Here is a 21518-nt window from a genome sequence, read left to right on the forward strand (position 1 = left end):
ATCGAGATCGCGCCACCGATCGATCGCGTGGGCCGAGGTTCTTCCGCCGCATGCGCGGCCCCGTTAGTCTCGCTGCATCTGAACGCCGCTCCCACACAGGAGATACCCACAATGGCACAGCTCGAAGGCGACGTCGTCTACCACGACCCCTCGATCGCCGCTGAATCGCACGTACCCGACGCCGACGCGTTGCGCACCCAGGCCCTCGCCGACCCCGATCAGTTCTGGGCCGATCGGGCCCTGGAACTGGAGTGGTTCAAGCCCTGGGATCAGGTGGTCGACCGGTCGAACCCCCCGTTCTTCACGTGGTTCACCGGTGCCGAGGTCAACATCGTGCACAACTGCCTCGACCGCCACGTCAAGGGGCCGAATAAGAACAAGCTGGCGTTGATCTGGCAGAGCGAGGACGGCACCGAGCACCGCACCTTCAGCTATTTCTCGCTGAACCGGCAGGTCAATCAGATGGCCAACATCCTCAAGGCCATGGGGGTGGTCAAGGGCGACCGGGTGACCATCTATCTGCCCCGCATTCCCGAGGTGTTCTTCGCGATGCTGGCCTGCGCCAAGATCGGCGCGATCCATTCGGTGATCTTCGCCGGCTTCTCGGCCGATGCGCTGACCGACCGCATCGACGACTCCCAGTCGAAGCTGGTGATCACCGCCGACGGATCCTGGATCAACGGCAGCGTGTTCCCGCTCAAAGAGATCGTCGACAAGGCGGTCAGGTTCTCACCAACGGTCGAGAACGTGATCGTGGTGAAGCGCACCGGCAGCGCGGTCACCATGAACCCGCTGCGCGACCACTGGTATCACGACTTGCAGGCGTTGCCGATCGCCAAGGGCAGGTGCGAAACCGAGCGGCTCGACTCCGAACACCCGCTCTACATTCTGTACACGTCGGGCTCGACCGGTAAGCCGAAGGCGATTCTGCACACCCACGGCGGGTACATGGTCGGCACCTATACCACCTTGAAGTACAGCTTCGACATGCGCTCCGAAGACCGCTGGTGGTGCACCGCCGACCCGGGCTGGGTGACCGGGCATTCGTACATGGTCTACGGGCCACTGCTGGCCGGTGCCACCACGTTCATGTTCGAGGGTGGCCCGACCTACCCCTACCCGAGTCGTTGGTGGCAGTTGGTCGAGTACTACGGCATCACCCAGTTCTACACCGCGCCGACGGCGATCCGGTCGCTGATGCGGTTCGGCGAGGCCTGGCCGAACCGGCACGACCTGAGCTCACTACGGCTGCTCGGCACGGTCGGCGAGCCGATCAACCCCGAGGCCTGGCGGTGGTTCCATCGAGTGATCGGCAAGGAGCGCTGCCCGGTGATCGATACCTGGTGGCAGACCGAGACGGGCATGTTCCAGATCACCCAGGTGCCCGGCGAGCCACAGAAGCCGGGTTCGGCGGGCAAGCCGTTCTTCGGTCAGGACGCCGCGATTCTCAATGAGGCCGGCGACGAGGTGCCGGACGGCGACGAGGGTTTCCTGGTGCTGAAGAACCCCTGGCCGGCGATGTTGCGCACCCTGTACGGCGACGATGAGCGCTACGTAAACGCCTACTGGTCGAAGTACCCGGGGGTCTACCTGGCGGGCGACGCCGCGCGCAAGGACGCCGATGGCTACCTGTGGATCATCGGGCGCACCGACGACGTGATCAATGTGTCGGGGCACCGGTTGGGTACCGCCGAGGTCGAGTCGGCGCTGGTGTCGCACCCGGACGTCACCGAGGCCGCGGTGGTCGGGTTGCCGCACGAGGTGAAAGGCCAGGCGATCCACGCGTTCGTGACGCTGCGAGTGGGGGCGTCCGGTTCTCAGGAACTGGCCGAGGAACTGCGCAGGCACGTTGCGGCGCACCTGTCGCCGATCGCCAAGCCCGACGCCATCGACTTTCCCGACAAACTGCCCAAGACCCGCTCGGGCAAGATCATGCGCCGGGTGCTGAAGGCGCGGGCGCTGGGCCAGGACGAGGGCGACCTGACCACCCTCGAAGACTAGGGAAGCGCTGGTCGAGCCTGTCGAGACCGTGGATGGTGTGCCTTCGCTAGGGGTTTCGACTAGCTCAACCACCGTTGGTCGAGCCTGTCGAGACCCCTTACCGAAACCTCGAATGTGCCGCACGCGGCCTGTTCAGTCGCGCGCCAAGGCCCCCAGGGCGTCCCCGGTGAGCCGCTGCGTCGTCCACTCCTCCATGCCGACCGCGCCGATCGAGCGGTAGAAGGCGATCGACGGGGCGTTCCAGTCGAGCACCGTCCACTCGAACCTGGGGTATCCGCGTTCGACACAGACTGCGGCCAGGGCGGCCATCAGCGCCTTGCCATAACCGCGGCCACGGTGGTCGTCGAACACGAACAGGTCCTCCAGCCAGATGCCCTGCCGGCCGGTCCAGGTCGAGTAGGTGTGAAACCACAGCGCGATTCCCACGATGCGACCCGCGCGTTCCACCAGGTGGGCGAAGGCCCTGGGTGAGGGGCCGAACAGGGTCTCGGTCAGCAGTTCGACGGTGTTCTCGACGGCGTCCGGTTCGCGTTCGTACACCGCGAGCGCCTGAATGCAGGCGAGGATGCCCGCCTCGTCACCGGGTCGGGCCGCTCGCAGCACTGCTCCGTCGGGAAGCGTCGTGGTCACCCGGCCAGGGTAGTGGCCCCAGTAGGGATGTGCTGACCAACGCACCCAGCGCCGGTTGAGCAAGTCGAAAGAGCTTGTCGGAGCGTATGTCGAGGTCTCGACACGCTCGACCGGCGAATATGCGGATGGGTCGGGTCTCGACACGCTCGACCGGCGAGGATCAGCGGGTCCCCAAGCCCGGTCAGCTTCGGAATACGACCGGTTCACGCTGGGTATCGGGCTTCACCTGCAATTGAACGTCGGTGGGCTTCGGCACGCCGAGCGCGACCCGGAACGTCACCGCCTTGCCCTTGCCGAGCTGCACCGGCGCACCGGGGCCTACCTTGCCGGGGTCGTGCACGGTGTCGGCCGCCTTGCCGCCGGAGCGTCCGTCAAAGGTGAGCGCGCTCAGGTCGGCGCCAGAGCTGGTGCGGTTCGTGATGGTCACCGTGACCACCACGAAGTGCCGGAATGCGTTTACCTCGCGCACCCAGCCGCTGGGCCAGAAGGACGCCGGCTTGCCGACCTTGACCGACAGCCCGTCGCCCCAGGTGTGTGTGCTGCCGAAACGCGCGGTGGCATAGCCGCGGGTGGTGACAGTCGTGGTCATGGTGGGGGCTGGGCCGGCCGATTCGGTCACCGGCGTGGGTAGGACGGTGGTGGAGCAGCCGGCAGCGAGTGCGCACACGCACGCGATAACGACCCCGGACCTCACGGGGTTGAACCGTAGCCGACAAGCGGCAGGGTTCTCGACAGGGCCGCGACGGTCTGGGCCGGCTCGACCGATGGGGAGCACCCGTCGCGGCATCACCCCTGGGGGTCCGAAGGCTCCTGCCTGCCGTCGCTCTGGGCCTGTTCGATGCTTGTGCGGGCCCCGTCCAGCCACTCCTGGCAGCGCTGGGCCAGCGCCTCGCCCTCGCGCCACAGCTCCATCGCGGTCGACAGCGGAACCGAGCCCGACTCGAGCTGTTGCACCACCTCGACCAGCCGTTGCCGCGCCTGCTCATAGCTCAGTGGCTGCTCAGAGCTCAGGGTCTGCTCGTTCACGCGGGGTCCTCTCTGGGCTGAACATCGGTCACCTGCGCGTGCAGTGTGCCATCGGCGAGCAGCGCCATCAGCGGCTGTCCGGGTTCGATTCCGGACGTCGAGCCGATGGTCTTCCCCTCGTTGTCGCTAAGAATCGCATAGCCGCGCAACAGGGTCGCGCGGGGCGAGAGTGCCCGCGCCCGGCTCACCGCTTGGTGCACCCACGCCGACTCCTCGCGCAGCCGCACGGTGGCGGCGCGGCGGCAGCGCTGCCGCAGTTCGTCGAGCTTGTCGAATTGCACATTGACCGGACCCAGCGGGTCGGCCAACACCGGGCGGGTGCGCAGCGACCGGACGAGCTGTGTCTCGCGGTCGATCAACCGCAGCATCGCCGCCCGCACCCGGGCAAGGGCCTGCTGAGCCTTGGCTCGTTCGTCGGCCACATCGGGCACCACCCGCTTGGCGGCGTCGGTCGGGGTGGCGGCGCGCAGGTCGGCCACCAGGTCGATGATCGGAGTGTCGGGCTCGTGGCCGATCGCGCTGATCACGGGCGTGGCGCAGGCGAACACCGCCCGGGCCAGCGACTCGTCCGAGAAGGGCAGCAGATCTTGCACCGAGCCCCCGCCGCGAGCCACGACGATCACGTCGACACGCGGGTCGCGGTCAAGCACGGCCAGCGCCTCACGGACGTCCTCGACGCAACCCTGACCCTGCATGACGGCATGCCGCACGACGAACCGCACTCCCGGCCAGCGGGCCCGGGCCACCTGCAGTACGTCACGTTCGGCGGCGCTGCCCTGGCCGGTGATCAGGCCAACGCCCTGGGGCAGAAACGGCAACCGTCGCTTGCGTGACGGGTCGAAGAGCCCCTCGGCCTGGAGCATCCGTTTGCGCTGCTCGATGGCAGCCAGCAGCCGTCCCTCACCGGAGGCCCGTAAGTCGCTGCACTCGAAGCTGAGCGAGCCGTTGCGGCTCCAGACGGTGGGGTGCACGAGGGCGACCACCTCCATGCCCTCGGCGATCGGGCCGGCTGCGTCCAGCACTGCGCTCGATGCCGTCACAGTCACCGACACCTCGGCGATCGTGTCGCGTAGGGTGAGAAAGTGGGTGACCGCACCTGAGCGGCGCTTGAGTTCGATGAGCTGGCCCGACACCCACACGGTGCCCAGCCGCTCGACCCAGTTCTTCACCCCAAACAGCACCACCCGCAGCGGTTGCGGTTGTTCGGGGCTGCTGACCAAGGGTGGTGGCACCCAGTCACGATAAAGCCCGCGCCACGCCAAAGTCTCAACGTGGTGACGAGTGAACCTCAGTTGCTTTAGACACGCGAGGGGTGCCCCCTTTAGCATTCCTATAGCTACCATGCCGCGACAATGTCGTGGCGTGTCGCGTAATGACAGCGGTGTGGCCTGCCTGCAACGGGGTGTGGAGTGATATTCAGGGGGACTCTTATGGTGCAGAAGCGGGCGAGCAGGGCCAAGATCGCCTGGCTGCTGTCGCTGGTCATGATGACCGGGTCGCTGCTGGTGCTGACCACTCCGCAGGCGGCCCAGGCCGCCACTGTCACGACCGGCGTCACCGCACGCATGGTGAACCACCGCGGTACCGCCGGGGGGACCAACACCACCAACTGCATCAAATTCAGTCCGCGAGACGGAACCAGCAACCAGACCACCTGGGTCGCCGCCGGTGCCGAGGCGGCCGTGGCGCACGGCTACTCGGGTTCCTGCCCGACCAATCTCGACAGGAACACCCAGAGCGCGGTCGGTGTGACTCCGTCGTCGGTCACCAGCGTCACCGACGGTAACCCGTTCCTGCTCAGCACGATCAAGCACTACAACAATCCCGTCACGGTCGCCTCGTCGTATTTCGCGGGCTCGCTGGAGATCCGGCTCTCAGGGTTCGACAGCACCGTTGACCTGACTTTCGACTACACGCTGTGGGAAACCCCCAACTCGCTGCCCTGTGCGATTCCGTCGGCCCCCAATCTCACGGCGTGCGACGACAGGGTCACCTTCGATGCCGCCATCTCTGACCAGACGCTCACCAAAGACGGTGTGCGGTACAAGCTGGTGATCAACGGCTTCGGCAGTCCGGTCAACGGAGTGTGTCCGGTCACGCCCGGCACGACGACGCCGAACAGCAGCTTCTACACCCAGGAGCGCACCACCACCACCGGCTGTATCTATGCCACGCTGTCGCAGATCCGCACGCTGACGGTGGCCAAGACCGTGGTCGGCACCCCGCCGGCCACCCAGTCGTTCGACTTCGGTTCGACCTCGAGCCTGACCGGCTCGCCGTGGGCGGCCTCCTCGTTCAGCCTGACCAACGGCCAGAGCACCACCCGCGACTTGCTGCAGGGCGAGACCGTCAACGTCACCGAGACCGTTCCCACCGACGATCGGTGGTCGCTCACCTCCATCGTCTGCACCGACGGCGCCGGACGCACCTTGGGTGCCGCCGACGGTGTCACGGTCAACACCACCAGCGGCGTGGTGACTCTGGCCGACACCCCGGCACCGGCGACCACGGCGGCCGGGCCGATCACCTGCCAGTACACCAACACCTACACGCCGAAGGCGACGCTCACCCTGGTGAAGACCGTCACCGGCGGCAGCGCGACGGTGAGCGACTTCGCCCTGTCGGCCAATGGCCCGTCGTCGATCTCGGGGGTCAGCGGCACCGCGGCGGTGACCAACCAGCGGGTCGGCGCCGGTGTCTACAACCTGACCGAGTCGAGCACCGTCACAGGCTATGTCGCCGGCAGTTGGAGCTGCACCGGAGGCACCCTCAACGGCTCGGATCTCACCGTGGCCGACGGCGACGACGTCACCTGCACGATCAACAACCGCTATGCCACGGGAACCTTCACCATCAACAAGGTGGTGGACGACCCCAACGGCGGCTACGTCGGCGGCACGTCCAAAGCCTTCACCGGCACGTACAGTTGCGCCAACGGCGAGTCGGGCACCTTCAGCGTGACCACCAACACCACGTGGACGTCGCCGCAGATCCCCGCCGGCGTCACCTGCACGGTGGTCGAGACCCAGCCCACCGGTGGCCTGCTGAACGCGTCGTACGCCTGGGGTGCGCCGGCCTACACGCCCGGGAACGGTCAGGTGACCATCGTCGACAACACCACCGGCAGCGTGCTGATCACCAACCCCGTGCTGCAGAGCTTCGGCAGCGTGCAGGTCTCGAAGGTCGTCATGCCCCGCTCGGGTACCTCGGCGGCCGGCTACACCGGCGGCACCACCCGAAGCTTCCCGGTCGCCTATACGTGCACCCTGGCCAACGGCCCCACGAATGCCGGCACGGTGAACGTCACCACGTCCACCCCCGCGACGATTCCCAACCTGCCCACCGGTTCGGTGTGCAGCTTCAGCGAAACCCTCACCGCCGCGTCCGGCGACTTTCTCGATGCCTCCTATGTCTGGGACGGCAACTCGTTCAGCCCGGCCAGCGTTACGGTCGGCAGCAACACCACCGCCAGCACCACGGTGACCAACTACTTCGTGCAGCAGCGGGCCAGCCTGACCCTGGCCAAGGTGCTGGACGGGGGTGGCTACATCGGCACCGGAACGCCGTTCGTGATCACCTGGGCCTGCGGTACCGAGTCGGGCACGGTGAACCTGGCTCCCGGTGGCTCGCAGACCCTCGACGTGCCGGCCAACATCGCCTGCACCGTGGTCGAGACCCCGCCGTCGGAGGACCTGCTCGACGTGGCGCACGACTGGCTGGACGCCACCTACGAGGGCCTCGCCAACGGCACCATCGCGGTCGCACCCGGCGCGACCGGCGTGGTCACCGTGACCAACCACACCGTGACCGTCCACGGCCAGTTGTCGCTGATCAAGCGAATCACCCCGGACGCCCTGGCCGGTGGCGTGCTGGCCACGGCCCGGTTCCAGGTCACGGTGACCTGCGACGCCCCCGAGCAGGGCGGCGACGGCAACTACGCCGAGACCTTCAGCCTCGCCGTCGGCGTGGCTCAGCAGACGCCGAACCTGCCGCTCGGCACGACCTGTTCGATCACCGAGGCCGCACCCACCCAAGACATGCTGGTCGACGAGTCGTATGCCTGGGGCGCGACCCCCGGCAGCCAGAGCGCCACGGTCAGCGAACGCGACGGGGTGGTGGACGTGGTCGTCACCAACACCCTGCGCCGGGTCTACGGTGCGCTCACGATCAGCAAGATCGTCGACGCCTTGGGCGGCGTCGACGGCAGCGCGACCACCTTCACCGGTACCTGGACGTGTACCTACCGCAATTCCGATCCGGTCACCGGTAGTTGGACGCGCACCGGCGCCGGTGCGGCCACGCTCACCGGGGGGGCAGACCACATTTTGATCGGGTCGGTGTGCTCGGCCACCGAGGGCGACAAGAGCCCGGCCAGGCCGAACCCGAACGACTCCAGCTATGTGTGGGGGGCCGAGACGGTCACCGGCCCGGTAACTATCACGCGGGCCGACCCGACCGGCCACATCGACGTGACCAACCCGGTGCGTCGGCTGTCGGGTAGCTTCGCCGTGGGCAAGACCGTGCGCGGCGGCCAGGCTGGCACCGCGTTCGAGGACGATACCTTCACCTTCGCCTGGGCCTGCACCGACGCTGCCGGAAACCAGACCGACGGCACCCTCGCCGTGCGGGCCGGCGCGACGGCGAACGGCCCGGCCGACGTGCCCGCCGGCAGCACCTGCACGGTGACCGAGACCGGACGCGCCGACGCCATCGACCCGTACCGCTGGGTTCCCGCCCAGACCACCTTCAGTGTCGACGGGGCGGCCGAAACCACCGGCGATTCGGCCACCTTCACCATCGGCGAGGACGGTGTGCCGGTGTCCGTCCGGGCCTTCAACGTGATTGAGCCGGTGCTGCTCGACGTCACCGCGATCAAGCGCATCGAGGGCGCCACCGAGGGGTTCAGCGACCCCAGCGTCACCTTCGCGTTGAGCCTGTCGTGCACGCTGGGCGGGCAGAGCGCGACCTACGGACCCGTCGCGGCCCGGGTGGGGCAGACCGTCACGTTCGACGACGTTGCGCTGGGTAGCCGCTGCGAGCTGGTCGAGGGCGCAATTCCGAGCGGCCACGGGCTGGCCGACTCGTCGTTCGAGTGGCTGGCGCCGACCTTCCCGGATTCGCCGCAGACCCTGAGCGATCGCGACGCCGACTACAACTTCACCGTGGTCAACCGGATCGGGCGGGTGTATGGCGCGCTGCAACTGGTCAAGTCGCTCGACGCGCCGACCGGTGTGGTGGCATCCGACCGGGTCTACTCGGGCGCCTGGCGCTGCAGCCACGCCCTGGACGACCCGATCTCGGGCACCTGGACGGTCACCGGCACCGGCGTCGCCACTCTCACCGGCCTGCCGGCGGCCGGCGTGCCGCTCAACTCCACGTGCACGGCTACCGAGACCGGCGGGCTCGACACGCCGCCGTCGGCGAGCGACCCGTCGTATGTCTGGAACGATCCCGAGATCGTCGACGCGACCGTCGCCGCCGGCCAACTCAGCACCATCGAGGTGAACAACTCGGTCACCCGGCACACCCATGACGTCACGATCCGCAAGACGCTCAGCGGCGAGACCCAGGGCTACATCGGCACCGGCACCCCGTTCCAGGTCGATGCGCTTTGCACCTCCGGCGGGCTCGACACGCTGGCCTACTCGGTCAACCTGGCTCCCGGGGGCGACGCGCAGGTGTTTCTCGACGACGTGCCCGAGGGCTGGACCTGCCGCATCGCCGAGGTGCCACCGGGCACCGACCTGCTGCGCAACCCGTCCTACGCCTGGGGTAGCCCCACCATCGAGGGCGCCGACGACGGCGCGTTGACCGTCACCGACCAGGCGGCGCTGGTGGTCGACAACCCGATCACCCGGGTGCTCGGCGGCATCGAGGTGGTGAAGGTGATCGCGCTCGGTACCCCGGTGGGCGTGGTCAACGCCGACGCGACCTTCACCGGCACCTACTCCTGCACGTACAACACCGGCGAACCGGACGCCGCTGAATGGAGCGGAACCTGGAGCGTCACCGGCGCAACCGGCGGCACCGCCACCCTGAGCCCCGCACTCGGCGACCTGCCGATCGGCACCACCTGCTCGATCGCCGAGAACGATCCGAGTTCGGCCGACCTGGTGGACCCCTCGTGGCAGTGGGCGGCGCCAGTGGTCGACCCCGAGCTGACCGTCGAGCAGGGCGGGCCGCAGACACTGAGCGTCAGCAACGCACCCGAGCGCGTCTACAGCTCGCTGAGCATCACCAAGGTGCTGACCGGCGAGACCGCGGGGCTGGCGCCCGGTGCCGAGGTGACCATGGCGTGGTCGTGTGACTACGCCATGAGCACCATCGCCTCGGGCGTCGCGACGCTGCCCGGTTCGGGCGGCACCGTGCAGGTGTTCGCCGCCGACGGCTCGATCGAGGGGCCGGGCGGTCCGATCCGGGTGCCGGCGACCTCGGCTTGCCGGGTCACCGAGGGCACCCTCGCCCAGGATCAGTTGGTCGACACCTCGTACACGTGGGGCGAGGTGGCCTACAGCCCCGAGGGTGGCCTGGTGACCACCTCCGGCGCAACGACCTCGAACGTGACGGTCACCAACACCATCGAGCGGGCCTATGGGGCGCTGCGGATCACCAAGCAGATCGACGCACCCGAGGGCGTGACCCTCGACAGTCCGCTCACTTTCAGCGGCAGCTACTCGTGCACCCACGGTGACGACGACGCGGTGACCGGCACCTGGAGCGTCACCGACCAGGGGTCGATCGACATCGCGGGCGTGCTACTCGAGTCGCAGTGCACCGTTACCGCCGAGGACGCTCCGGCGCAGCCGCCGGTGGCGGCCGACGGGTCGTACGGTTGGGGGCAATGGAGTGCCGCCGGCCCGGTCACCGTCAGCGCCGGCCAGACCGCCGAGTTGGTGGTCACCAACCCGGTGCAGCGCACCCTGACCAACCTCGTGGTGCGCAAGGTGGTCACCGGCGACACTGCCGGTGTCTCGGTCGACGAGGAGTACGCGTTCAGCTACACCTGCACCCCGGCGAGCGGTGACCCGATCGCCGGCGGCGCGTCGATTCCGGACGGCGGGTCGTGGACCAGCCCGTCCGACATTCCGGTGGGCAGCACCTGCACCGTCACCGAGGCCGATCTGCCCAGCGTGCAACCCGGCTACGCCTGGGGCACGGTCGCCTTCGAGGTGGCCGGCGCCACCGGCACCCCGACCGTCGACGGACAGAGCGTCACCTTCACCGTTCCGGTGGCGGCAGCGCAGGGGCTGCCGCAGCCGCAGGTGACGATCGAGAACCCGCTGACCCGCCAGGCCGTGTCGTACACCGTGAGCAAATCGTCCGACCCGGCCAGCGGCTCGACCGTGCAGCCGGGCCAGATGATCACCTACACGGTGACCCTGGCGGTCGACGGTGGGGGTGCGGTGAACGACGTGGTGGTCACCGACGACCTGTCCGGTGTGCTCGGCAACGCCACGTTCGTCGGGTCGACCCCCGACCAGGGCACCGCCACGCTGAGCGGCACTACGCTGACCTGGAACGTGGGCCTGTTGCAGGCCGACGAGGACGGGCTGATCAGCCTCACCTACCAGGTGCGGGTCAACGACGACGCCTGGGGCGCCACGCTGACCAACGTGGTCACGGCGACCGGCGAGTTCCCGCCCGGCGTGTGCCCCGATTGCACCACGACGACCGAGCACCAGGTGCCGCCGAAGTGGACGGTGGTCAAGACCGCCGACCCGGCCTCGGGCAGCACGGTCAACCCCGGCGAGACCATCAGCTACACGGTGACGGTCGACAATCTGGGCGTGGAGCCGGTCACCGGCATCGAGATCACCGATGACCTCTCCGACGTGCTGAACCACGCCTCGTGGGGCAGCGTCAGCACCACGGGTGGCAGCGCGTCGCGCAGCGGCAACCTGCTCACCTGGATCATCGGCTCACTCGACGCCCAGTCGATCGTGACGATGACCTACACGGTGATCGTCGACAGCGACGCCTCGGACGTCACGCTGCGCAACGTGGTGGTCGGCAGCGGCGACAGCCCGCCCGACCCGTGCGTCACCTGCAGCACCGAACACCACGTGCCGTCGGCTGAGACGACCCCGACTCCTACCCCGACTCCGACTCCGACTCCGACTCCGACTTCGACTTCGACTTCGACGCTGCCGCAGACCGGCAGCAATGCCTCGCTGGAGGGCCTGCTGCTCGGCGTGCTGTTCAGCCTGGGCGGTGTGGGGGTGTTGGTGGCGGCCCGGCGCCGGCGCGGCGACTGAGGTGCGTCCGGCGACGCGGCGGCCGGTCGATAGACTGGCCGCCATGACCGAGTCGAAACGTGTCGTCGTCGCTGCTCCGCGCGGGTACTGCGCGGGTGTCGACCGCGCCGTCGTCACGGTCGAGCGGGCGCTCGATGTGTACGGCCCGCCGGTCTATGTGCGCAAGCAGATCGTTCACAACCGGCACGTGGTCGAAGATCTCGAGGCACGGGGCGCCGTCTTCGTCGAAGAACTCGACGAGGTGCCGCACGGTTCGACGGTGGTGTTCTCGGCCCACGGGGTGTCTCCGGCGGTGCACGCCGAAGCGGCGGAGCGGGGCCTGAAGACCATCGACGCCACCTGCCCGCTGGTCACCAAGGTGCACAACGAGGCCCGGCGGTTCGCCAACCAGGGCTTGCAGATTCTGCTGATCGGCCATGCCGGCCACGAAGAGGTCGAGGGCACCACGGGCGAGGCCCCCGAGCACATCACCCTGGTCGAGCACCCCGAAGACGTGGCCTCGGTGGCGGTCCCCGACCCCAGCCGGGTCGCTTGGTTGTCGCAGACCACGCTCAGTGTGGACGAGACCTGGCAGACCGTCGGAGCACTGCGTGAGAAGTTTCCGCAGTTGATCGATCCGCCCAGCGACGACATCTGTTACGCAACCCAGAACCGCCAGTCGGCGGTCAAGCAGATCGCCGGCAGTGCCGACCTGGTGATCGTGGTGGGGTCACGCAACTCGTCCAACTCGGTGCGGCTGGTCGAGGTGGCACTCGAAGCGGGAGCCAAGGCGGCCCACCGGGTCGACAACGCCGGTGAGATCGACGAGGCCTGGCTCGAGGGTGTGCAGAGCGTCGGGGTGACCTCGGGCGCCTCGGTGCCGGACGAGTTGGTGCAGGGCGTGCTGCTGTTCTTGGAGCAGCGGGGTTACCCGGCCGCGGTCGAGGAGCGGCTCACCGAAGAGAACCTGGTGTTCGCACTGCCGCCGGAGTTGCGCAAAGACCTGCGGGCCGCCAAGGCCTGACCGGCGCGCAACCGTCGGTCGAGCCTGCCGAGACCCGATTGCGCCCTCCGGTTCGGGGTTTCGACGAGTGCAACCGGCGCCGCTTGTCGTTGGTCGAGCTTGTCGAGACCTCAGAATCGTGTCGAGACCTCGAGCGAGGGCGCTCTGTCTGAGGTCTCGACAAGCTCGACCAGCGAGGGGTTGGTCGTGTTGATCAGTGCGTCCGTCGTTGGTTGAGCTTGTCGAAATCCTTGGTGGGGGCGCTGGAAGCGGGGTCTCGACAGGCTTGACCAGCGAGGGGTTGGTCGTGTTGATCAGTGTGTCCGTCGTTGGTTGAGCTTGTCGAAATCCTTGGTGGGGGCGCTGGAAGCGGGGTCTCGACAGGCTCGAGCAGCGAAAACTCGGCGTTTCCTAAACCAGGAACCGGTAGAAGGGGCTGTCGGGCGGTATGCGTTCGACGCTGATCCGGCTGCGCTTCATCTTGTCGAGCAGCCACTGCAAGTGTTCGGGGTCGCCCAGTTCGATGCCGACCAGGGCCGGGCCGGTGTCGCGGTTCGATCGTTTGACGTACTCGAACAAGGTGATGTCGTCGTCCGGGCCCAGCACCTGGTCGAGAAACCGGCGCAGAGCCCCCGGCTCTTGGGGAAAGTTGATCAGAAAGTAGTGCTTGCGGCCCTCGTAGATCAGGGCGCGTTCTTCGATCTCGGCGTAGCGGGACAGGTCGTTGTTGCCGCCCGAGACGATGGCCACCACTACCCGTCCGGGCGAGGGGCGGTAGATGCCCAGTGCGGCGCTGGCCAGTGCCCCGGCGGGTTCGGCGATCACCCCGTCGGTTTGGTACAGCGCCAGCATCTCGGAGCAGATCCGGCCCTCGGGCACCGAGAACATGTGCGGCTTGAGTCGCTGCGCAATCGAGAAGGTCAGGTCGCCGACCCGGCGCACCGCGGCGCCGTCCACGAAGGTGTCGATCTTGGGCAGGTCGCGGGGCCGTCCGGCTTCGAGAGCGATGCCCATCGAGGCGGCGCCCGACGGCTCGGCCCCGACCACCTTGGTGGTGGGGTGGCGTTCGGCGAGCCAGGTCATGCAGCCGGCCAGCATGCCGCCGCCGCCCACCGGCACGATCAGCGTGTCGGGCGCCTGGCCCAACTGGGCCACGATCTCGGCCGCGACGGTGCCCTGGCCGGCGATGGTGCGCTCGTCGTCGAAGGCGGGCACCAGGGTGAGGCCCTGATCGCTGGACACCTGCTGGGCGAGTGCCGCGGCCTCGTCGTAGGTGTCACCGTGCACGATCAGTTCGGCCCAGCCCTCACCCAGTTGGCGCATCCGCTGCCGCTTCTGCCGTGGGGTGGTGGACGGCACGTAAATCTGGGCCTTGATGCCGAGCCGGGCGCAGGCGTAGGCGACGCCCTGGCCGTGGTTGCCGGCGCTGGCACAGGCCACCCCGGCGGCACGCTCGGCTTCGGTGAGCTGGGTGATCAGGTTGTAGGCGCCGCGCAGCTTGTACGAACGCACCGGCTGCAGGTCTTCGCGCTTGAGCCACACCTGGGCACCGGTGGCCTGCGACAGTCGTTGATTGAACTGCAGCGGGGTTTCGACGACCACGCCCGCCAGCCTTTCGGCCGCCTCTTCGACGCTCTGCGCGGTGACGCTCATGGCCACATTCTCGCCGCTGTCACACGCCTCAGCCCACAGAACGCCGTGCCCGAGACGGGGTGCCCGCAACGCCGTCGTCGGCCACCAGCTCGTCGAGGCCGGGTTGTGGACGCACCGGCGGTTCGAGCTCGTCGTCGCGGCGGGCTCCAATCAGGGGCGTGACCTGGGCGGCGTTCTCGACCAACTCGGGGGCAGTGAGCACCCGCACCGGCTCGTCGACCGGCGACACCGCATCGAGCGGCTTGTCGGTGACGTGCAGGTCGCGCAGTCGCCGGGCAGTGGGCAGCACCCGGCCCTCCATCGATCCGACGGCGGCGTTGTAGGCCTTGACCGACGAGGTGAGGGAGCGGCCAACCTTGTCGAAGTGCCCGCCCAGCGAACCGAGCCGGTCGTACAGCTCGCGCGCCTGCTCGAACACCTGCGCCGCCGACTCGGCCAGCCCGGCCTGCTTCCAGCCGTAGGCGACGGCCCGTAGCACCGCGATCAGCGAGGTGGGCGTGGTCAGCACGATGTTGCGTTGCGCCGCGTACTCGTGCAGATCGGGCTGCTGTGCGAACGCCTCGGCGGCCAGCGCCTCGCCGGGCATGAACAGTACGACGAACTCGGGCGTGCCCAGGTCGGATTTGAAGTACGACTTGCCCGACAACTGGTCGATGTGGGTCTTCACGTTCTTGGCGAATACCTGCAGGTAGCGAGCCCGGTCGGCGTCGTTCTCGGTCTCTTGTGCGTCGAGAAACGCGCTGAGCGGCACCTTGGAGTCGACCCAGACGAACCGCTGCCCATCGAGCTGGATCTTCACGTCGGGCCGAATCGTCTGATCGGCCGACGTGCGGGTGGTCTGCTGGGTGTAGAAGTCGCAGTGCTCGACCATGCCGGCCAACTCGACCACCCGCTTGAGTTGCTGCTCGCCCCAGTTGCCGCGCACCTGCGGCTTACGCAGCGCGGTAGCCAGCGCGCGGGTCTCGGCACGCAGCCGCTCGCTGGTGTCGCGCACCGAGGTGACCTGACCGACCAGCTCGGTGGTGAGCCGCACCCGCTCCTGCTCTACCTCGCCGAGCCGCTTGTTGAAGGCCTCCAGCGAGTCTTGCACCGGCTTCATCACCAACTCGGTGGCTTTCAGCCGCTGCTCGGCGCTGGCCTCGGCCGATTTTCCGTGCAGTTCCAGGGTCTCGCTCGACAACACCTTGAACTGAGCAAGCATTGATTCGCGGTCGCTCGCCAGTTCGACGGCCCGCTGCCGGGCGGCGTCACGCTCGGCCACGGCTGCGGCAAGCCGGGCCGAGACCTCGGCGGCCTCACCCAGCGCCTCGGCTACCCGGGCCTGTGCCTCGGCCACGTCGGCCCGGGCACGTTCGGCATGGGCGGCCTGGCGGGCCAGCTCGGTGCGGGCGTCGGCCGCCTCACGCCGCGCGTCCGACAACTCGGCACGGGCAGCCGCCGCCTCGCGCCGGGCGTCCGCCATCTCGGAACGATCCGCCGCCGCAGCAGCGTCGTCGCGCGCCTGTGCCAGGCCGGCCTGCGACCGCAGCACCAGCCGCACGACAACCCCACCGACGGACGCACCCAGCACGGCGGCGACCAGAACCCACACCATTTCCATGCCGAAGATCTTGCCGGTCGGGTCTGACAAAACTGGTGACCGACGCGGTGCCGCACGGTTTGGGCCTGTGAAAGGGACTGACAAGAGCGGCAGATGAACCCACCATGAATCGTTGGGAGAACTCGGCGACACTCAGCAAAGCGCTGAGTTGCGCTGGTCACAGCTTGCCGAGCCCTCGGGTGTGCCGCGCTGGCATCGGTTTCGACACGCTCAACCAGCGGTGATTGTGGCGAGCCGCTCAGTGCGCTCTCTGGCAAGGGGGTTTGGTCAACACGATCAACGGTGGGCCTATTGATCGGTTGTTGAGAGGCTCCGAAGCGAGTGCGGCTGGCCGCCGCGTCGGCTGCCTGGGCTAGCTTTATGCTAAGCCCGGAACAGCGCGGACGAGGGCGACAAGGGTGATCAACGTGACCAGTGAGCGCAGCGACGACGCGTCACACCTCAACGCTCTGGCGCGCTTCGTCACCGACAGCCCGTCGTCATTTCATGCCGCCCGTGCCGTCGCCGACCGCTTGGTGGCGGCGGGTTTCACCGAGTTGACCGCGACTGATCCGGTGCCGGCCGAGGTGGGCGGCTATGTGTCGGTGCGGGACGGCTCGGTACTGGCCTGGCGCATACCCACCGTGATCGACCAGCCGGCCTTTCGCATCGTCGGGGCGCACACCGACTCACCCGGGTTCGTGCTCAAGCCACAGCCGACCAGCCATGTCTTGGGCTGGCAGCAGGCGGGCATGGAGGTGTACGGCGGCCCGCTGCCGAACTCGTGGCTCGATCGCGAGTTCGGGCTGGCCGGACGACTGGTGACCACCGACGGCGACACGGTGCTGGTGGCCACTGGGCCGTTGTTGCGCATTCCCCAGGTGGCGCCGCATCTCGACCGCAGCGTGCACGACAAGCTGGTGCTCGACCGCCAGCAACACCTGCACCCGATCTTCGCCGCCGGGCGCCCCGGCGCCGACCTGCTGGCCGTGGTGTCGCACGCTGCCGGGGTCGAGGCGGCGCAGCTCGCCGGCCACGACCTGTGCGCTTTCGTCACCGAGCCGCCGGCCCGGTTCGGCCTCGACGACGAGCTGTTCGCCAGCGCCCGGCTCGACAACCTGGCCAGCGTGTACGCCGGGGTGGCGGCGCTGGCCGCCGCCGACGAGTGCGGCCAGGTGAGCGTGCTGGCCTGTTTCGATCACGAAGAGGTCGGGTCGGCCAGTGCCACCGGCGCGTCCGGGCCGCTGCTGGCCACCCTGCTCGACCGGCTGGCCGACGTGCTCGGCTGGTCGGTGCAGCAGGCCGCCGCCGCCCGCAGCCGATCGCTGCTGGTGTCTGCCGATGCCGGGCACGCGGTGCACCCCAACTACCCGCAGTTGCATGACCCGGGGCACCGTCCGCTGCCGAATGCGGGGCCGCTGATCAAGTTCAACGCCAACCAGCGCTACGCGACCGACGCGGTCGGGGTGGCGGTGTGGCGGCGGGCCTGCGCCGCCGCCGGGGTGCCGACGCAGAACTTCGTGTCGAACAACGCGGTGCCGTGCGGGTCGACGATCGGTCCACTGTCGGCGACCCGGCTCGGCATCCGCACCGTCGATGTCGGCATTCCGCTGCTCAGCATGCATTCCGCGCGGGAACTGTGCGGCGTGCGTGATCCGGAATGGCTGGCGCAGGGCATGCGGGCGTTCTACGCGGGCGCCTGAAGGACGAGCCTCACCGCTGCTTGAGCCTGTCGAAACCTCAGCCAGAGCTCCGTGGGAGAGGTCTCGACAAGCTCGACCAATGAGCGGGGGAGGTCGGTTCCCGCGGTCTCGGCGGGCTCGACCGGCGAGTGGGGGAGGTCGGTCTCGACGAGCTCGACCAGCGAGAGTGAACTCAGGAGGTGAACCAGCCGCCGGGTCTGACGCCGGTGCTCATTCGTGGCACGTACTGGTCGAAGCAGACCCGGGCGATCAGTTCCCGCCGGCTGCGCACCGACGCCTTTTCGACGATCGACTTCAGATGGTGCTGGAGCGTCCAGGCCGAGAGGTGTAGCTGGCCGCTGATCCCCTTGGTGTCCAAGCCCTCCGGCACCAGCGCGACGACGTCCCGATCGCGGGCGGTGAGGCCGAAGGCGGTGACCACCAGCGGCACGCCCTCGGGCGGCCGAGCCTCTTCGATGGTCACGGGGGAGTTTCATCGAATCGTCTACTACGCGCTATAGTAGCCAGCGCGAGCACGTCTCGGGCGACATTGCCGATTCGCACGTTGACAAGGCCGGATGGCGTGAATGGATTCGTCCAGCGCGGCACTGTGCCGCGCGCTGCATCACGAGGAGATCCCTTTGACCGCCGTGGCAACCATCCCTGCACTTCGCGACGACGCCTGGGAGGGTTTCGTCCGCGGCCCCTGGACCGAGCGGATCGACGTCCGCGACTTCATCGTGCGTAACTACACCCCCTACACCGGCGACGCGGCCTTCCTGGCCGGCCCCACCGCCCGCACCCTCGCGGTGTGGCACACCCTGCAGCGTGACTACCTCACGGTGGAGCGGGCCCAGCGGGTCTACGACGTGGAGACCCACATTCCGGCCGACGTGGACGCCTTCCCAGCCGGCTTCATCAGCGATCAGGACACCGTGATCGTCGGCTTGCAGACCGACGTGCCGCTGAAGCGTCCGATGATGCCCAACGGGGGTTGGCGGATGGTGGAAACAGCCATCGCCGAGGCCGGGCTGGAGCCCGACCAGCGAGTCAAGGAGATCTTCACCAAGCACCGCAAGACCCACAACGAAGCCGTCTTCGACATCTACACCCCACGGATCCGGGCCGCCCGCAGCGCTCACCTGGTCACCGGCCTGCCGGACGCCTACGGCCGGGGCCGGATCATCGGCGACTACCGCCGGGTCGCGCTGTACGGCGTCGCTGCGCTCATCGAGGCCAAGCGGGCCGCGCTGAACGCGTCCGTCGGTCAGCCGTTCAGCGAGGACTGGGCGCGCCGCCGCGAAGAACAGTCCGACCAGATCAAGGCGCTGCGGAAGCTCGCGAACCTGGGCGAGAGCTACGGTTTCGACCTGTCCCGGCCGGCGACCACCTTCGTCGAGGCCGTCCAGTGGACCTACTTCGCCTACCTGGCCAGCGTGAAGAGCCAGGACGGCGCCGCGATGAGCATCGGCCGGCTGTCCGGATTCTTCGACATCTACGCCGAACGCGACCTGGCCGCCGGCATGCTGACCGAGTCCGAGGCGCAGGAGGTGATCGACGCGCTGGTCACCAAGCTGCGCATCGTCCGCTTCCTGCGCACCATCGACTACGACCAGATCTTCTCCGGCGACCCGTACTGGGCGACCTGGTCCGACGGCGGTTTTGCCGACGACGGCCGCACCCTGGTCACCAAGACCTCCTTGCGGTTGCTGCAGACGCTGCGCAACCTGGGTCCGGCTCCCGAGCCGAACATCACCATTTACTGGGATCCCGCACTGCCGCAGGGCTACAAGGACTTCTGTGCCCAGATCTCGATCGAAACCTCCGCGATCCAGTACGAGTCGGACGCCGAGATCCGCGGTCACTGGGGCGATGACAGCGCGATCGCCTGCTGTGTCTCGCCGATGGCGATCGGCAAGCAGATGCAGTTCTTCGGTGCCCGGCTGAACGCGGCCAAGACGCTGCTGTACGCGATCAACGGCGGCCGGGACGAGGTCAGCGGCAAGCGCGTGGTGCCCGGCTTCCTCGGCGTCGACGGCGACGGCCCACTCGACTACGACATGGTCTGGGCCAGGTACGACGAGATGTTGACCTGGGCGGTGGAGACCTACGTCGAGGCGCTGAACATCATCCACTACTGCCACGACCGCTATGCCTACGAGGCGATCGAGATGGCCCTGCACGACGACGAGATCGTTCGCACGATGGGCTGCGGCATCGCCGGGTTGTCGATCGTTGCCGACTCGCTGGCCGCGATCAAGTACGCCACCGTCGTCCCGGTGCGGGACGCGTCCGGGCTGGTGGTCGACTACCGCACCGAGGGCGACTTCCCGCGGTACGGCAACGACGACGACCGGGCCGACGAGATCGCCCAGCTGGTGGTGTCCACGGTGATGGACAAGATCCGGCACCTGAAGCTGTACCGGGACGCCGTCCCGACCCAGTCGGTGCTGACCATCACCTCGAACGTGGTGTACGGCAAGGCCACCGGCTCGTTCCCTTGCGGGCATCGGGCGGGCACGCCGTTCGCGCCCGGCGCCAACCCCGAGAACGGGGCGGACACCCACGGCATGCTGGCCTCGATGCTCAGCGTCGGCAAGCTCTCCTACGACGACGCGCTGGACGGCATCTCGCTGACCAACACGATCACCCCGTCCGCACTGGGCCGGACGGAGTCCGAGCGGGTCGCGAACCTGGTCGGCATCTTGGACGCCGGCATGGGCGAGGGGCTGTACCACGCCAACATCAACGTGCTGAACCGGGAGACCCTGCTCGACGCGATGGAGCACCCGGAGGACTACCCGCAGCTCACCATCCGGGTCTCCGGCTATGCGGTGAACTTCACCAAGCTGACCCGCGAGCAGCAGCTGGACGTGCTGTCCCGCACCTTCCACGAATCGGTGTGACAGTGGCGGACGCCGTCCAGCCCGGCATGCTCGGCGGCATCCCGGTCGCCGATCTGCCGCACCACGACCTGCTGCTCGCGCAGCACACCGGCGAGATCGGCTCGGTGCACTCCTGGGAGTTGGTCACCGCGGTGGACGGCCCCGGCACCCGGATGACCACCTTCCTGGCCGGCTGCCCGCTGCGCTGCCTGTACTGCCACAACCCGGACACGATGAACCCGCACCGCGGCCTGCCGGTGCGCGCCGACGATCTGCTGGCCCGGATCACGCGGTATCGGTCGATCTTCCGGGCCACCGGCGGCGGCATCACGCTGTCCGGCGGCGAGGTGCTGCAGCAGCCCGCGTTCGCCCGTCGCATCCTGCGCGGCGCCAAGGAACTCGGTATCCACACCGCGCTGGACACCTCCGGGTTCCTCGGCCGCAACGCCGACGACGCGATGCTGGCCGATGTCGACCTGGTGCTGCTCGACGTCAAGGCCGGCGACGAGGCCACCTACCGGCGGGTTACCGGACGCCGCCTGCAGCCGACCCTCGATTTCGGACGCCGGCTGGACGCCGCCGGCATCGAGACCTGGATCCGGTTCGTGCTGGTGCCCGGGCTGACCGACGATGTGGCGACCATCGAACCGGTCGCCGACTACGCGGCGTCCCTGGGCTGCGTGTCCCGGGTCGAGGTGCTGCCGTTTCACCAGATGGGCCGCGACAAGTGGGCCGAACTGGGCCTGGACTACCGACTCGCCGACACCGCGCCACCCTCGGCGGATCTGGTCGAGTCGACCCGGTCCCTCTTCCGCGCTCGCGGGC

At 68.4% G+C, this 21518-nt stretch carries 13 protein-coding genes; 6 read left to right on the top strand and 7 right to left on the bottom strand.

The features are described from left to right. Nucleotides 1–111: 111 nt before the first annotated feature. Nucleotides 112–2001, top strand: a complete 1890-nt coding sequence (acs, locus tag QM721_RS00770) for an acetate--CoA ligase (RefSeq protein WP_415117992.1) — start codon at nt 112–114, stop codon at nt 1999–2001. A 132-nt stretch (nt 2002–2133) separates the two neighbouring features. Here the strand turns inward: acs and QM721_RS00775 are convergent, their stop codons facing one another. The 4 genes from QM721_RS00775 to xseA all read right to left on the bottom strand — a co-directional run bounded on the left by QM721_RS00775 (nt 2134) and on the right by xseA (nt 4889). After that, entirely contained in the window at nt 2134–2631 is a 498-nt protein-coding gene (locus QM721_RS00775) for a GNAT family N-acetyltransferase (RefSeq protein WP_415117994.1), read from the bottom strand. A gap of 181 nt (nt 2632–2812) precedes the next feature. Then, nucleotides 2813–3325 (bottom strand): hypothetical protein, encoded by a 513-nt coding sequence (locus QM721_RS00780; protein ID WP_415117996.1) that lies wholly within the window; start codon nt 3323–3325, stop codon nt 2813–2815. A gap of 92 nt (nt 3326–3417) precedes the next feature. Further along, on the bottom strand, nt 3418–3657 hold the full coding sequence (locus QM721_RS00785) for an exodeoxyribonuclease VII small subunit (protein WP_415117998.1): 240 nt from the start codon (nt 3655–3657) through the stop codon (nt 3418–3420). Then, a complete protein-coding gene (gene xseA / locus QM721_RS00790; RefSeq protein WP_415118000.1) occupies nt 3654–4889 on the bottom strand; it encodes an exodeoxyribonuclease VII large subunit in 1236 nt (411 codons plus the stop codon). Before xseA ends, QM721_RS00785 begins: the two co-directional genes overlap by 4 nt. A 198-nt stretch (nt 4890–5087) precedes the next feature. Between xseA and QM721_RS00795 the strand changes: the two genes are divergently transcribed. Both QM721_RS00795 and QM721_RS00800 read left to right on the top strand, forming a co-directional pair. Continuing rightward, nucleotides 5088–11912 carry a DUF5979 domain-containing protein gene (locus QM721_RS00795; RefSeq protein ID WP_415118002.1) on the top strand — a complete coding sequence of 2275 codons (6825 nt, stop codon included), beginning with the start codon at nt 5088–5090 and terminating at the stop codon, nt 11910–11912. A gap of 43 nt (nt 11913–11955) precedes the next feature. Next, the gene (locus QM721_RS00800; protein WP_415118004.1) at nt 11956–12915 is read left to right on the top strand and encodes a 4-hydroxy-3-methylbut-2-enyl diphosphate reductase; all 960 of its coding nucleotides are present in this window, start codon (nt 11956–11958) and stop codon (nt 12913–12915) included. A 390-nt stretch (nt 12916–13305) separates the two neighbouring features. Here the strand turns inward: QM721_RS00800 and ilvA are convergent, their stop codons facing one another. Both ilvA and rmuC read right to left on the bottom strand, forming a co-directional pair. Then, nucleotides 13306–14547: a threonine ammonia-lyase IlvA gene (gene ilvA, locus QM721_RS00805; protein ID WP_415118006.1), complete on the bottom strand. Its 1242-nt coding sequence runs from the start codon at nt 14545–14547 to the stop codon at nt 13306–13308. Between the two features lie 28 nt (nt 14548–14575). Continuing rightward, nucleotides 14576–16147, bottom strand: coding sequence for a DNA recombination protein RmuC (gene rmuC / locus QM721_RS00810; RefSeq protein WP_415118008.1), 1572 nt, complete (start codon nt 16145–16147; stop codon nt 14576–14578). A gap of 398 nt (nt 16148–16545) precedes the next feature. On the opposite strand from rmuC, the gene QM721_RS00815 reads away from it, so the two are divergent. After that, nucleotides 16546–17829: a M18 family aminopeptidase gene (locus QM721_RS00815; RefSeq protein WP_415118010.1), complete on the top strand. Its 1284-nt coding sequence runs from the start codon at nt 16546–16548 to the stop codon at nt 17827–17829. Between the two features lie 172 nt (nt 17830–18001). Here QM721_RS00815 and QM721_RS00820 read toward each other — a convergent pair whose 3' ends face one another. Next, nucleotides 18002–18292, bottom strand: a complete 291-nt coding sequence (locus QM721_RS00820; protein WP_415118012.1) for a helix-turn-helix domain-containing protein — start codon at nt 18290–18292, stop codon at nt 18002–18004. Nucleotides 18293–18395: 103 nt separating this feature from the next. On the opposite strand from QM721_RS00820, the gene pflB reads away from it, so the two are divergent. Both pflB and pflA read left to right on the top strand, forming a co-directional pair. Further along, complete coding sequence (gene pflB, locus QM721_RS00825) at nt 18396–20714, top strand: formate C-acetyltransferase (protein WP_415118014.1); 2319 nt, start codon at nt 18396–18398, stop codon at nt 20712–20714. A 2-nt stretch (nt 20715–20716) separates the two neighbouring features. After that, nucleotides 20717–21518: pyruvate formate-lyase-activating protein (gene pflA / locus QM721_RS00830; RefSeq protein ID WP_415118016.1), on the top strand; the 802-nt coding region annotated here is incomplete at its 3' end.

The sequence above is a fragment of the Micropruina sp. genome (genome assembly GCF_047602085.1).
Taxonomy (GTDB): Bacteria; Actinomycetota; Actinomycetes; order Propionibacteriales; family Propionibacteriaceae; genus Micropruina.

Coding starts and splice junctions, on each gene's coding strand:
- acs (WP_415117992.1), top strand. CDS start 112: ATGGCACAGCTCGAAGGCGACGTCGTCTACCACGACCCCTCGATCGCC.
- QM721_RS00795 (WP_415118002.1), top strand. CDS start 5,088: ATGGTGCAGAAGCGGGCGAGCAGGGCCAAGATCGCCTGGCTGCTGTCG.
- QM721_RS00800 (WP_415118004.1), top strand. CDS start 11,956: ATGACCGAGTCGAAACGTGTCGTCGTCGCTGCTCCGCGCGGGTACTGC.
- ilvA (WP_415118006.1), bottom strand. CDS start 14,547: ATGAGCGTCACCGCGCAGAGCGTCGAAGAGGCGGCCGAAAGGCTGGCG.
- rmuC (WP_415118008.1), bottom strand. CDS start 16,147: ATGGAAATGGTGTGGGTTCTGGTCGCCGCCGTGCTGGGTGCGTCCGTC.
- pflB (WP_415118014.1), top strand. CDS start 18,396: ATGGATTCGTCCAGCGCGGCACTGTGCCGCGCGCTGCATCACGAGGAG.